This is a genomic window from Pseudomonas sp. MWU13-2105, assembly GCF_023242315.1.
Classification (GTDB): Bacteria; Pseudomonadota; Gammaproteobacteria; order Pseudomonadales; family Pseudomonadaceae; genus Aquipseudomonas.
In genome coordinates, this window is sequence record NZ_JALLIY010000005.1 from 75,649 (window position 1) to 88,976 (window position 13,328).

Here is a 13,328-nt window from a genome sequence, read left to right on the forward strand (position 1 = left end):
GTTACTCCTCCAGCGTTGAGAAATGGACAGACAATGAGCCTGCTTCGCCGAACTGAACATGCAGTGGCTGGTTAACGGGCACATCGAGAACACCTGCATAGGACCCGGTGATAATCACCTGCCCCGCTTGCAGCCCTATCCCTTGTGTAGACAGAAAATTGGCCAGCCAGACGATCGGCAACAACGGATCCCCGTCCGGATGGCGGCCCTTGATTTTCAGGGGCTCCGACGTTGCATCGCTCAGGGTGATATCCAGTTCAGAGGGCATGCTGGCCGGGTTCGACAGCGTGATTGGCGCCCCAAGTACCAGGCCGTGATTGAATAGACCATCCGCGAGCAATTGCTCGAACGGCAGCGTGTGTGGTTCGATATAACGGCAGTCGATCACTTCCAATGCCAAGTGCACGTCGCTGATCGCAGCAGCGATCTGTTCAGTGGTATAAGGCTCGACACGTGCCGGCAAATCATGGGCCAGGACGCACGCCAATTCGGGCTCGATGCGCGCCTTATCGGCGTCAGCGGCCAGTCGGTAACGTTCGCCTTTTACAATGCTGTCGCTGTAGATCGGGGCTACGATCCACCTACCAGCCGGCGGTAATGCACACTTCCAGCCCCCCACGGTTTTTCCAGCCAATGGGCCCACATGTTGCTGGATGGCAAAACCTTGTGCGAGGCTGCTCGGCAGGTTCGGACCAGGCAAGGATGCCAGCCGAATCCCCTCCAGCCGTGCACGGACCAGAGCGGCAGCAGCGACTTCCAGCCCTGCCCCCGCCTTGGCCCATGCAGGTGCGAGTTGGCTCATACGCTCTCCGAATGCACGTTGTTCTGGCGCGGCCAAACCGTACCCAGCTTGTTGGCTGCCTCTTCCAGCAGGGCATGCAATTCGTCATAACGTTCAGGCTGCATACGCAACACCGGGCCGGCGATACTCATCGTGCCGACCACAGTGCCGGACGGAACCAGCTTGACCGGTACGGCAATCGCCCAAACACCCGCCTCGGCTTCTTCAACGACCAAGCCATACCCACGCTTTCGGGTCTGCGCCAACTCGGCCAACAAGCCTTCGATGCTGTTGATCGCTTTCGGCCCGTGCCCCATCCCGGCGTCAGCTTTCCCCAGCCCGCTACGCAGCGCGTGCTCAATGGCCAGCTCATCAGACATCGTTGCCAGCCAGGCTTTGCCATTGGCGGTTGCGTAGAGATTGATCGGTTTATCCATGGCCGGCGAATACATAAGCCCCGGCGCGGCGCCTTGGGCCGAAGACAACCAGGACAAGGTGCCCTCGTTGACCACCGTCAACCGCACCAACTCATGACATTGAATAGCCACTTTCTCGATGATCGGCTGGACCAATTCAGGCAAGCCAATTCCATGTAAATAGCGCTGCCCCAACAGTGCCAGCTTCAGTGTCAAGCGGTACTGCGACGTGGCCTCATCCTGCTCCGCCCACCCTTGCTCGACTAACTGAGCAAGCACTCGATGGGCAGGCCCCTTCTCCAAGCCCAGCTCGGCTGCGATATCGGACATCCGCATCCAGCGAGCCTCACGAGCCAGCAGTTCAATCGCCTCCAGGCAACGGTCAACAGCACCTTTAACGACTCTCATATTTTTCTCGACTTATCTTTGACAATGGGGTGGATTCGAGCAACATTGTTCGTACTGGAACCGTGTTCCAATAATATGCAGGCGTCCCCGGATAAGTCAAACCCGCTTGCACCGGGTTGGCCTTATCGAGACAGAGCGGGCCACGCAGCCGGGTATCCGGGACGTGGGACGCCTGACAGAGATAAAAACCGAACCCTTCGGGTCCGGCTCTTTATCCATAGACAAGCGCCTGTGCATGTTCAATCTTTGCGGAAGAACGCCCAATGCATCTCACCACCCTGCCTTATCTACAGAAGTCCGCGGGCAGCAAGATTGTGCATCATTGCCCGCAAGCCGAAAGTCCAGGGCGCAGCCTCATGGCTGTAGGTGACGGTGTTGCGCAGCGTGCCCAGCAACGGACTACCGATGCTGACCTCATCACCCTGCTTATGAGTGAAGCCGCTTCCCGGCTCCTCACGATCCTGGGTAGGCGCAAACAATGTCCCGAGAAAAAGCATGAAGCCATCCGGGTATTGGTGATCACCGCCGACAGTCTGGGCCACGAGATCCAACGGGTCACGGCTGATCAGGGCCATGGAACTGCTGCCTTCAAGCGTAAAGCCGTCGTCGCCCTGGACTTGCAGATCCACGACGCAGTTGCGCACGTCATCGAGCGTAAACGCTTCATCGAACAGACGAATAAATGGGCCGATCGCACAGGACGCATTGTTGTCCTTGGCCTTGCTCAACAGCAGCGCGCTGCGGCCTTCGAAATCACGCAAATTGACGTCATTGCCCAAGGTGACGCCATGCACTTGGCCTCGACTGTTCACCGCCAGCACAATTTCCGGTTCTGGGTTGTTCCACTCAGACTTGCGATGAATTCCGATTTCGCTACCGCTGCCCACTGCGGCCAGAACCGGTGCCTTCGTGAAAATCTCCGCATCCGGGCCGATACCGACCTCCAGGTATTGCGACCACATACCCTGCTTGATCAGCACAGTTTTAAGGCGCATCGCTTCTGGCGAGCCCGGCTTGATTGCCCGCAAGTTATCGCCTATTGCGTCGTGCACCAAGCGACGAACACTTTCGGCTTTGGCAGCATCGCCTCGGGCCTGCTCCTCGATTACCCGCTCAATCATGCTGGACGCGAACGTCACCCCGGCCGCCTTGATGACTTGCAGATCCGCCGGAGGCAACAGCGATGCCTTGTCAGGATCGGCATGGCTGCCGGTATTCCCGAGCAACGCCTCGACAGTCCCGATGTATCTGCCAGGCACCTGACGAACCGCCAACAACGGCGAGGTGTGTTCCAGCAATTCGCTGATTGTCGAAAAAGCTTCAGAAAGATCAAACACACCTTCATCGCGCAGCACCACCGGCGAGGGTCCTGCAATCGCACCCGGGATCCAGGCACGACCGATCAGCGTTCCGGCCAAGCCATCCACTGGCAGAGTGTTTTCGCGCGTCAGTTTCAAATTCGCCATAAAGCTTCCAGATCAGTCAGCCATCAGAGCCGTAAAGCTAATGGACCGCCCCCGCAAATCCCAATGAAAGAATCTCACTCATCAATGCTGTTTCGTTATCGACAGACAAGGCCTCATCCAATGGAAAACGATCAAATTACTTTTGGCAGTGTCACCCGATGGCTGAAGATCAAACATCTGGTACTGGTCAATAGCCTGGCCAAGACCCGCAATATGCACACCACCGCAGAACACATGAATGTCACGCAACCGGCCATCAGTAAATTGCTTCGCGATCTGGAAATGCTCTTGGGTTTCCCGCTGTTTGAGCGCCAAACGCGCAACCTGGTCCTTACTGAACTGGGGGAGTTCGTGGCCCGTTATGCACGCATTACCCTGGAAGACACGGAATCGTTCGTCGATCAGGTCAACAAATTGCGTAAAGGCGGGCATGGTCATTTAAAAATCGGCACCATTTTCGCCGCAACATCAGTGGTGCTGCCTGAGGCGATCGCCAGCATTAAGCGGGAGCGTCCGCTCCTTTCTATCGAGGTGATCGAACAAACCAGCAATCACCTGCTGGAAATGCTCGAACAAAAAAAGCTCGATTTAATCATTGCACGCTTCACGGATGAGGATTGTCAGCCGTTCGAATTTACATCGCTGGGACCTGAGCCCTTTTGCCTTGTCGCGAACAGCACACATCCCTTATGCCGACTGGAGGAGGTCCCCACTGAAGCACTCAGCGAATGGCCATGGGTCATGTATCCCTTTAATACGCCGATCCGACAACGCATGGAGCGCGCTTTCACGTTGTTCAAGGTCGTCCCGCCAACCAACACAGTGGAGACGATTTCCATGCAAACCTTCCTACAGTTGCTTCAGTCTGGCCCCATGCTCGCCATGCTCCCCGAGTCCATGGTCCAGTCGCAACTACAAAATGGACAACTTAAAATCCTCAACACGCCCTTCAAAGTTGAATCCCAGGATTACGGTGTGATCACTCGCAAGGATGAACCCCTGTCAGAGCCGACACGGACGTTTATTGCGACCTTATTAGCGTTCGCCAGGCAGCGGCAAACGGCTACAGGGAAGAAACACCGCAGCAATCTCAAAAAAAGTCGATGAGGCAAAGTTATCGAGCAATCGAAAGCTCTCATTAGGCAGCCATTTCCATGAATCCTATAGTGCCGACACAAAAGTGCGGCGCTATTAGCGACCGCGCACCACCCAGCAGCCCGTGAGGATGCGATGGAACTGATCATGAAAACCGGCGCAGCAGCTGTGCTGCGCTTGAACCCGCTGGACGATGTGCTGATTGCACGCCGGCCGCTACTCGCAGGGGAAATCCTTGAGCCAGAAGGCGTGACCATCCGGCAAGCGATCGTCCCGGGCCATAAAGTTGCCTCCCGCCGTATCGAAGCCGGTCAACCGGTGAGGCGCTACGGGCAAATCATTGGTTTTGCTGTTGTCGCAATAGAAGCAGGCGAGCACATCCATGTGCACAACTTGGCGATGGGGCAATTCACTCGAGATTATGCTTTCAGCGTCGATGCGAAGCCCAACGTCAAGCCGAATGAAGCCCCGTCGTTCATGGGTATCGTCCGCCCGGATGGACGAGTCGCGACGCGCAACTACATCGGCATTCTTACCTCAGTGAATTGCTCTGCCACAGTAGCCCGGGCCATCGCGGACCATTTTCGTCGGGACATCAATCCCGCCGCACTGCAAGCGTTTCCAAACGTCGACGGTGTTGTCGCTCTCACGCATTCCGCCGGCTGCGCCGTTGATCCTGCGGGCGAAGGTTTGAGCATGTTGCGCAGGACATTGGCGGGGTATGCGACCCATGCCAACTTTGCGGCCGTGCTGGTGATCGGGTTGGGCTGCGAGACGAACCAAATCGACTCATTACTCACGACGCAAGGACTGACCCGCAGTAATACTCTGCGCACGTTCAACATCCAGGACTGTGGCGGTACGTCCAAGGCCATCGCCAGTGGCATTGGCCAGGTGAAGGAATTGCTCGGCGAGGCCAATCAGATTCAGCGTGAATCGGTTAGCGCCCGACATCTGACCGTTGGGCTTCAGTGCGGTGGCTCGGATGGCTACTCCGGTATTACTGCCAACCCTGCGCTGGGCAATGCGGTGGATCGCCTGGTCGCCTGCGGCGGTACCGCGATTCTTTCCGAAACACCAGAAATATACGGCGCCGAACACTTGCTAACGCGGCGGGCTGTCAACCGTGAAGTCGGCGAAAAACTCATCGCCCGAATTCAATGGTGGGAACGCTACTGCGAGCGTATGGGGGCTGAGTTGAACAATAACCCCTCTGCCGGCAACAAGGCAGGTGGCTTGACCACCATTCTGGAAAAGTCGCTGGGCGCTGTGGCAAAGGCGGGCTCGAGCAACCTGATGGATGTCTACGAATACGCTCAGGCCGTCACGGCCAATGGGCTGGTTTTCATGGACACCCCTGGCTATGACCCCGTCTCCGCTACCGGTCAGGTCGCCGGGGGCGCCAACCTGATTGCATTTACCACCGGTCGCGGATCGGCCTATGGCTGCGCCCCTGCCCCATCAATCAAGCTGGCGACCAATAGCGCCTTATGGGCTCGTCAACGAGAAGACATGGACATCAACTGCGGCGAAATAGCCGAAGACACTTTGACCATTGAGGCGTGCGGTGCAGCGATCTTTGAAACCATGCTACGCATTGCCTCGGGCGAACGCAGCATGAGCGAACAACACGGATACGGACAAAATGAGTTCGTGCCTTGGCAGATCGGCGCCGTCACCTGATTTTCAGTCCTGGGAATGCCTCGCCCACCTATCTTTTGCACAGTCAACCTGGAGACAACGATGTCCCTCATCACAGGCCAGAATTTTATCGGCGGTCAGCGCCGCGCCGCCGGCAGTATCATCGTCAAGAGTGTGGATGCCAGCACGGGGGAGACCTTGCCCTATGCCTTCCACCAGGCGACCCCGCAAGAAGTCGAGGACGCAGCCCATGCCGCCTACAACGCGTTTTCCAGCTACCGCAGCCTGAGCGCGAGCAAACGGGCTGAATTTCTCGATGCCATTGCTGAAGAGCTAGAGGCTTTGGACGATGAGTTTATTGCGCTGGTTTGCCGTGAAACAGCATTGCCTGTAGCCCGCATCCAGGGCGAACGCGCACGTACCAGCGGTCAAATGCGCCTGTTTGCAAACGTACTGCGGCGTGGCGATTTCTATGGGGCTCGCATCGACCAAGCGCTACCCCTTCGCAAACCGTTGCCGCGCCCTGACCTTCGCCAGTACCGCACCGCAATCGGTCCGGTTGCGGTGTTTGGTGCAAGTAATTTTCCGTTGGCCTTCTCCACGGCCGGCGGCGATACCGCCTCGGCACTCGCGGCTGGGTGTCCGGTGGTATTCAAAGCCCATAGCGGCCACATGGCTACTGCAGAACAAGTCGCCACCGCGATTATCCGGGCGGCCGAGCGCAGCGGCATGCCCGCCGGTGTCTTCAACATGATTTATGGCAGTGGCGTAGGCGAAGCCTTGGTAAAACACCCGCTCATCAAGGGAGTTGGTTTTACCGGCTCGCTCAAAGGCGGGCGAGCATTGTGCGATATGGCCGCCGCTCGCCCCGAGCCCATTCCAGTCTTCGCCGAGATGTCGAGCATCAACCCAGTTGTGATCCTGCCTCAGGCACTCTCGCGTCGAGCTGACAGTATCGCTCACGACCTTGCCGCCTCGGTGGTTCAAGGTTGTGGGCAGTTTTGCACCAATCCCGGGCTGGTAGTTGGCATTCGTTCGGCTGCATTCAGTGCCTTCCAGAATAGAGTGGCAGCGTTGATAAACGACCAACCTGCACAAACAATGCTCAACGCAGGCACCCTGCGTAGCTATGCTGCTGGCTTGGAGAGCCTGCACGCGCACCCCAACATCGTGCACCTGGCTGGCAGCAACCAACAGGGTCACCAAGCCCAGCCACAGTTGTTCAAGGCCGACGTAGAGTTGTTGCTTAACGACGACAAGGTTCTTCAAGAAGAAATCTTCGGCCCCACATCTATCTTCATCGAGGTCACTGACCAGGCGCAACTCAACGCAGCCATCAATGCCTTTCACGGACAATTGACCGCAACCTTGATTGGCGAGCCAGAAGACCTTACGCAGTTCGTAGAGTTGACGGCTTTGTTGGAGATGAAGGTTGGCCGCATCCTCATCAATGGCTACCCAACAGGTGTCGAGGTCTGCGATTCAATGGTGCACGGCGGCCCTTATCCTGCCACGTCCGATAGCCGCGGCACTTCGGTCGGCACCTTGGCCATCGACCGCTTTCTGAGACCGGTGTGCTTTCAGAACTACCCCGACGCGTTGCTTCCCGATGCACTCAAGAACACCAATCCTCTGAACATTTTCAGGCTCGTCGACGGCCATCTCTCTCGAGACACCTTATAAGCCCGGGGGCCGCAACACGACGGCCTATAGGCAGCTTCAAGGTACTTGACGGGATAAGCGCCGCACTCCCGTCAGGTCACTGCGCGGAGCCGCCCCCATCGCAGCGTAGCGAAACCGGCGCTGCGAGTTCCGTCATTGAAGTCATAGCCGCTCTCACCATTGATTTCAACCAGTCAACTGATCCATTGACAATCGGCACATAAAAGTAACAAAATTACTAATGGAACATCGTTACAATAATAAATCACGATACCGGAGACATGTCATGAGCCAAAGCATCCTGGGCGATCCACATTCCAAGCGTCAGTCAAGAAAGGCCGCAGCGAGCGGCTGGATAGGCTCAGCGCTGGAGTACTACGACTTTTTTATCTACGCCACCGCGGCAGCGCTACTTTTCCCGCAGCTGTTCTTTCCTTCAGACAACCCAACGGTTGGGATTATCATTTCGCTGGCTAGCTTCGGCGTTGGTTATATCGCCCGGCCGCTAGGCGCTGTGGTCTTAGGGCACATGGGCGACCGACATGGACGCAAGACGGTGCTCGTCTACTGCATGTTCATGATGGGCGCGTCGACGATGAGCATCGGTCTGCTTCCTACCTATGCACAGATCGGTATCTGGGCCCCAGCCCTATTGATACTGTTGCGTCTGATTCAAGGTTTTGCGGTCGCGGGTGAAGTGTCTTGCGCAAGCTCCATGACCCTGGAACATGCGCCTGATGGGCGTCGCGGTTACTTCGCAAGTTTTACCCTTCAAGGCGTCCAAGCCGGGCAACTTCTAGCCGCCGCGATTTTCCTGCCCCTTGCCCAGTTCATGCCAGCCGATCAGTTTGCTTCTTGGGGCTGGCGGATTCCATTCCTGCTCAGCGCAGTGGTGCTCGTCATAGGGTGGATCATCCGGCGTCAGGTTCATGAGGCGCCGGTCTTCACTGAGGCGCAGACACACACCGAGCCCCGCAAGCTACCTGTGATCGAAGTTCTCACGCAGAGTTGGGGAGATCTGCTACGAGTCATCTGCATGGCGCTCTCTGCGGTACTTGCAATCGTCGCCTCTGTATTCGGTGCGACCTATGCAGTGCAGCCCTCCTACGGCATTGGATTTCCTTCCGGCTTATTCATGTGGATACCGGTGCTAGGCAATATATGCGCAGTCATACTTATCCCCTACGTTGGTAAACTCTCCGATAAAATTGGCCGCAAGCCTCCGGTGATTGTTGGCGTTCTGTGCGGCGGCATATTGTCATTTGGCTACCTCTATGCGATCAGCATTCACAATATGTGGCTTTCGCTGATGCTATCGCTGCTCATGTGGGGTGTGGCTTACCAAGGTTTTAATGGCGTGTTCCCGAGTTTGTTCCCGGAACTGTTCCGTACACGGGTACGTGTGACCGGCATGGCTATTGGACAGAACATAGGCGTGGCATGCACAGCGTTTCTGCCGGCCCTTTTCGTATCTGTTGCGCCTCCCGGTAGCGATAATATCCCTCTAAAAATTGGGGCACTGACTTTTGGCATCTGTGTAATCTCCGCTATCGCCGCTATTACTACCCGGGAAACCTTCCGGATTCGTCTGAAAGACCTCGGTGACCCCAATGCTGTCCCGATGTCAGAGGAGGAATACGAACAGGTGCGGGAAAAATCCAATCCCAAGTCAAACGCCAATGCCTCCAATCAAGCGTTTAAAAAATCGGCGCCAGTGATGCGCTCCTGACGACCGCACCCTTTCATCACCGCCGTGCTGCTCAGTTTTTCTGCGCGGCGCTTCGAACAGCACGGCAGTGAATACGCACGCCCTGTCAGGGGTGGATTCCGATATCCGCATACCGGCAACTGACGTGCAATAGCCAACTACAAGTAGGTTGACATGCATCCACGCATCACAGGCACCACACGAATATATGGATTGATAGGTGATCCACTCAAGAGCGCCAAGTCTCCAATGCTGTTGAATAAGCTATTTGCCGAAGCACAGGCTGACGCCATCTGCATTCCGTTGGAGATCGGCACAGGGGACCTGGCTGAGTTTGTCAGAGGCGTGCGAGCCGTGCGCAACCTCGCTGGACTTCTGGTCACCATGCCGCACAAGCAGAACATGCTGGACATCGTGGATGTGCTCCACCCTACTGCGCGCCAGATCGGCGCAATCAACGTCGTTCGTTGTGACAATGACGGGCGCTGGGTGGGCGCCGTGTTCGACGGACTTGGCTGCGTACTTGGCATGCAGCGTCAGGGAGTTTCCCTGGTGGGGAAATCTGTTCTGCTTATAGGCGCTGGCGGCTCGGGACGGGCAATCGCGTTTGCCGTTGCCGCGGCTGGCGCACGATCATTGGTCATTTCCGATCTGGATCCGCACCGCGCCTCGGACCTTGCGCACCGCGTCGCCAAAGAGGGTCCGTGCGCTGTGTATGCAGGCCCAACTGACCCAGCAGGTCATGACATCGTTATCAATGCCACCCCACTCGGCATGAACCCTGATGATCCAATGCCTATAGACGCAACGCGGCTGGCCCCAGCGACGGTGGTGGTCGATATCATCACCAGGTCCGAGCCGACTGCCCTGCTGCTTGAGGCGCAATCGCGCGGCTGCCAAACCCTCGATGGCCAGCCCATGCACGTAGGCCAAGCCCTGCTGGCATTGAGTTTTCTAGGTTTCGAAGATATCGAGCGTCGCTACTCAACCGGATTGTGAGGCTTCAGACAACATACCCCGGCTCCTCCCCCCCGCCCCTCATAACCTTGATTGAAACTGTTAGCGGCGTGCACAGCCTCGGTATGTGCACGTTTACGTGCGCCTGTTGAAAATAGCTCTGTGTTCAGCCGGTACACGCCCACCAAGCAAAACGAAACCGACTTCCGTTCATAATCGCCTCGTGATAGCCTGCCCTGCAACCTCGAAAAGATGCCTGGCGCGCTGTCATGGTCGAGCTCGACCCGCAACCCCGCGGGTATCGGCAAGCGGGTCAACATACTTATTGATAAGGAATGAATGCTTGAAAGTCGTTCTTTTGGAAGTTAGCCACTGGCACACCCCGCTCTACCTTGATGCCCTTGAGCGTCTGCCTGATGTGGCCGTCACCGCGGTATCCGACGCCACCGGGTCGCGTGGTCCCACCCTCGCCCAGCGCTTCGGAGCGCGACGCTACGATCACTGGAAAACCCTGCTCGATAACGAAGGAGCTGATTTCGCCTTCGCCTTTGGCCCGCATGACGAGTTGTATGCCATGGGCAAGGCATTGATCGAGCGCAACATTCCGTTCGCGATGGAGAAGCCCTGCGGGCTTACCCAGCATGAAGTGCTGGACCTGCACCGACGTGCCGAAGCAGCCGGCGTATTCGTGGCAGTGCCGTTGGTTTGGAGGCACAGTGAATTACTGAACCGCGTCAAGCATGCGGCATTGCAGAGTGGCGCCAAATGGAGAACCCAGTCGTTTCGATTCAACGCCGGCCCGCCCGGACGCTACTTGACGAACAGTTGCTCCTGGATGCTTGACCCGAAACGCTCGGGTGGCGGATGCACGATCAACCTTGCCCCTCATTTCGTCGATCTGGCGCAGGAAATGTCCGGAGAGCGCATATGCAGCGTGTCCGCCGTAATGCATCGCGACCCGCAGCTGACCGCCGTAGAGATCGCCTCAATGATGACCCTGGTGACCGAGAGCGGCTGCATCTGCACCATCGAAACTGGCTACAATTACCCGGCTAACACGCCAGAGCAACGGGAGTACTCGTTTTCATTGTCAACCGATCAGTTCTACGTGCGCTCGACTCCGGACGGCTTGCGGCTGATCGACGCGGCTGGCGAGGCAAGTGACCTGACCATGAGCCTGAACTCAGACGTGTATTACGACAACTTCGTAACCGATGTCCTGACCCCTGACCGCGAGACAGCCTATACCGGTGCCGGGCTTGCAACCATGCACCACGTCATGCGCATCATCGAGGCGGCCTATGAGTCAGACCGCCTCGGTGGCATTCCCATCACGCTCCAGCACCCCTGACACGACGTTGACTGGCCATTGCCGGCAAAAAAGAGGACTTAAAAATTGTCACACATTGGCCGCTACTTCAACACCTTGGAACTGCTGCTGTCCCACCCGGACGGTCTCGCCCTGTCTGAAATCGGCGAGCAGACCCAAGTTGCCATGGCCACGGCCCACCGCATATTGAGCGCGCTGCGAGAAAGAGGCTACGTTTACCAGGACGAACAGGACCATTACCGCCTGACGCTAAAAATCCCCAGCATGGGCGTAAACTTCATCTCTGAAACGGGCTTCGCCAGGATCATGCAACCCTTGCTCAACGAGCTGGCCAGCGAAACCGGCGAGCACGTCCGGTTGGCGGCAGTTGCAGCAGATCATCTGACCTGGGTGTTGCAAGCCACGCAAAACACCAGAGGGCTTCAGTACCGCCGAGCCCTGGATGAAAAAATCATTCCCCACACAACCGCGGCGGGCAAAGTATGGCTTTCCACTATGCGCGATGAACGCGCCATGCGAATCCTCGCCGCCTGGGACATCGAGAACAGCCGAGACTACGCAGGGCCCAATGCACGCGTTTCGATTCGCGACATCTTTGATGACATCGCTCAGATCCGCAAAGAGGGGCACGCGATAGTTCGAGAAGAAGGTGAAGTGGGTGTGTGTGTCGTGGCGGTTGCTGTATTCAATACCTCGCAGCCAGACAACTCCGGCCCGATAGCCACCCTGAGCGTCGCCGGTCCCATCGCACGCATGCGGGAGGAAACCCTGAGTGCTCATATCGAACATTTGAAGCGCTCGGCAATCAGGGTAGGCGAATGCTGGTCGCTCTGGACTTCGGTCAGTGGTGATGATTCGCTACTTCTGCGGTAGTACCGCGCACATCGTCGCGATCATGACTGGCTCCAGCAGGCCGAAGCCTGCGAAGCCTCTATGATCGCGCGCGCGTGTTGCTGGTGTAAACGCTGTCACCTGGACCCGTTGCGGGCCTCAAGGCTGCTTGAACTATCCGGTCGCAGGCGGTAGCGACAAGCGACCGGTAGCCGATTACGGAATTTTCCAGCCCTTGGCACGCAGATCCTGCACGCCCTTGTTCAGTTCATACAAAGCATTTTCTTCGCGGATGATTTCCAGCACGCAGTTTTCAATACCGCAGGTCGCGTGAACGGCCTCGCCCAACCCGATAAAATCCACTACACCGGTGCCGACTGGATCATGCCCCCACACGTCCGTACCCGTATCGGACACATGCACAAAGTCGATGCAGGCGTGATAAGCCAGCAGACTCGCCACCGGATCTTCACCGATGTAAGCAGCATTGGCGATGTCGTAGACGACCCTGACCACATCATCGTTGAGAGTGCCTACGACCTCCGCCAATTCCGGCATGGTGGGGGTAAAGCAGTACGGGGTGTTTTCCAGCAGTAAGCGCACGCCCGCCTGTTTGGCCATTGGAATCAGGACCGCCAGGCTCTCGTACATCCAATCATAGGTTTTCTCGAGCGGCGGGGAAATCATGGGGCGCCTGGTGCCGGGGGATATCACCACTTCCTGAGTATCCCAAGCGGCAGCCAAGTCAATTACCGACTTGATGTGCTCGATGCTCTTCTGACGCATATTCGCGGCGGGACTGGCCAGATTGAGGTCATAGCCGCCGGCGTTGAGGGATCTGATCTTCGCACCGTATTCATGAAGACGCGCCCTTGCAGCGGAACGCTCTGCGGTCGAGATCTCTACCGGCCAGCAATGTGGCGAGCTGACGGGCACCTCGAACACGCGATGCCCGTGCTCGGCCAACTGTGCAATCGCATCAATTGCCGTGGATGACCACAGATAGGAAAACGTGCTGATGATCATATCGAAA

At 57.2% G+C, this 13,328-nt stretch carries 11 protein-coding genes; 7 read left to right on the forward strand and 4 right to left on the reverse strand.

What is annotated here, in order from left to right:
• Position 1: 1 nt before the first annotated feature.
• The 3 genes from M5B96_RS08460 to M5B96_RS08470 form a co-directional block, all read right to left on the reverse strand.
• The gene (locus tag M5B96_RS08460) at positions 2 to 802 is read right to left on the reverse strand and encodes a fumarylacetoacetate hydrolase family protein (protein WP_248796233.1); all 801 of its coding nucleotides are present in this window, start codon (positions 800 to 802) and stop codon (positions 2 to 4) included.
• Positions 799 to 1,605, reverse strand: a complete 807-nt coding sequence (locus tag M5B96_RS08465; RefSeq protein ID WP_248796234.1) for an IclR family transcriptional regulator — start codon at positions 1,603 to 1,605, stop codon at positions 799 to 801. The genes M5B96_RS08460 and M5B96_RS08465 overlap by 4 nt, the downstream gene beginning before the upstream one ends.
• 287 nt (positions 1,606 to 1,892) lie before the next feature.
• Positions 1,893 to 3,071: a fumarylacetoacetate hydrolase family protein gene (locus M5B96_RS08470; RefSeq protein WP_248796235.1), complete on the reverse strand. Its 1,179-nt coding sequence runs from the start codon at positions 3,069 to 3,071 to the stop codon at positions 1,893 to 1,895.
• Between the two features lie 120 nt (positions 3,072 to 3,191).
• Here M5B96_RS08470 and M5B96_RS08475 point away from each other — a divergent pair, with 120 nt between their 5' ends.
• From M5B96_RS08475 to M5B96_RS08505, 7 genes are all read left to right on the forward strand, one after another.
• Complete coding sequence (locus M5B96_RS08475) at positions 3,192 to 4,178, forward strand: LysR family transcriptional regulator (protein ID WP_248796236.1); 987 nt, start codon at positions 3,192 to 3,194, stop codon at positions 4,176 to 4,178.
• Between the two features lie 123 nt (positions 4,179 to 4,301).
• Positions 4,302 to 5,849: a UxaA family hydrolase gene (locus M5B96_RS08480; protein ID WP_248796237.1), complete on the forward strand. Its 1,548-nt coding sequence runs from the start codon at positions 4,302 to 4,304 to the stop codon at positions 5,847 to 5,849.
• 60 nt (positions 5,850 to 5,909) lie between these two features.
• Positions 5,910 to 7,490, forward strand: a complete 1,581-nt coding sequence (locus M5B96_RS08485; protein WP_248796238.1) for an aldehyde dehydrogenase (NADP(+)) — start codon at positions 5,910 to 5,912, stop codon at positions 7,488 to 7,490.
• Positions 7,491 to 7,755: 265 nt separating this feature from the next.
• A complete protein-coding gene (locus M5B96_RS08490; RefSeq protein WP_248796239.1) occupies positions 7,756 to 9,198 on the forward strand; it encodes an MFS transporter in 1,443 nt (480 codons plus the stop codon).
• Between the two features lie 153 nt (positions 9,199 to 9,351).
• On the forward strand, positions 9,352 to 10,176 hold the full coding sequence (locus M5B96_RS08495) for a shikimate dehydrogenase family protein (protein ID WP_248796240.1): 825 nt from the start codon (positions 9,352 to 9,354) through the stop codon (positions 10,174 to 10,176).
• Between the two features lie 301 nt (positions 10,177 to 10,477).
• Positions 10,478 to 11,485 carry a Gfo/Idh/MocA family protein gene (locus M5B96_RS08500; protein WP_248796241.1) on the forward strand — a complete coding sequence of 336 codons (1,008 nt, stop codon included), beginning with the start codon at positions 10,478 to 10,480 and terminating at the stop codon, positions 11,483 to 11,485.
• Positions 11,486 to 11,530: 45 nt separating this feature from the next.
• A complete protein-coding gene (locus M5B96_RS08505; protein ID WP_248796242.1) occupies positions 11,531 to 12,337 on the forward strand; it encodes an IclR family transcriptional regulator in 807 nt (268 codons plus the stop codon).
• Between the two features lie 174 nt (positions 12,338 to 12,511).
• Here M5B96_RS08505 and M5B96_RS08510 read toward each other — a convergent pair whose 3' ends face one another.
• The gene (locus tag M5B96_RS08510) at positions 12,512 to 13,321 is read right to left on the reverse strand and encodes a sugar phosphate isomerase/epimerase family protein (RefSeq protein ID WP_248796243.1); all 810 of its coding nucleotides are present in this window, start codon (positions 13,319 to 13,321) and stop codon (positions 12,512 to 12,514) included.
• Positions 13,322 to 13,328: the final 7 nt, after the last annotated feature.

Excerpts from the sequence above, each read along its gene's own strand:
- M5B96_RS08460 (WP_248796233.1), bottom strand. The coding sequence starts at position 802 with ATGAGCCAACTCGCACCTGCATGGGCCAAGGCGGGGGCAGGGCTGGAA.
- M5B96_RS08465 (WP_248796234.1), bottom strand. The coding sequence starts at position 1,605 with ATGAGAGTCGTTAAAGGTGCTGTTGACCGTTGCCTGGAGGCGATTGAA.
- M5B96_RS08470 (WP_248796235.1), bottom strand. The coding sequence starts at position 3,071 with ATGGCGAATTTGAAACTGACGCGCGAAAACACTCTGCCAGTGGATGGC.
- M5B96_RS08475 (WP_248796236.1), top strand. The coding sequence starts at position 3,192 with ATGGAAAACGATCAAATTACTTTTGGCAGTGTCACCCGATGGCTGAAG.
- M5B96_RS08480 (WP_248796237.1), top strand. The coding sequence starts at position 4,302 with ATGGAACTGATCATGAAAACCGGCGCAGCAGCTGTGCTGCGCTTGAAC.
- M5B96_RS08485 (WP_248796238.1), top strand. The coding sequence starts at position 5,910 with ATGTCCCTCATCACAGGCCAGAATTTTATCGGCGGTCAGCGCCGCGCC.
- M5B96_RS08490 (WP_248796239.1), top strand. The coding sequence starts at position 7,756 with ATGAGCCAAAGCATCCTGGGCGATCCACATTCCAAGCGTCAGTCAAGA.
- M5B96_RS08495 (WP_248796240.1), top strand. The coding sequence starts at position 9,352 with ATGCATCCACGCATCACAGGCACCACACGAATATATGGATTGATAGGT.
- M5B96_RS08510 (WP_248796243.1), bottom strand. The coding sequence starts at position 13,321 with ATGATCATCAGCACGTTTTCCTATCTGTGGTCATCCACGGCAATTGAT.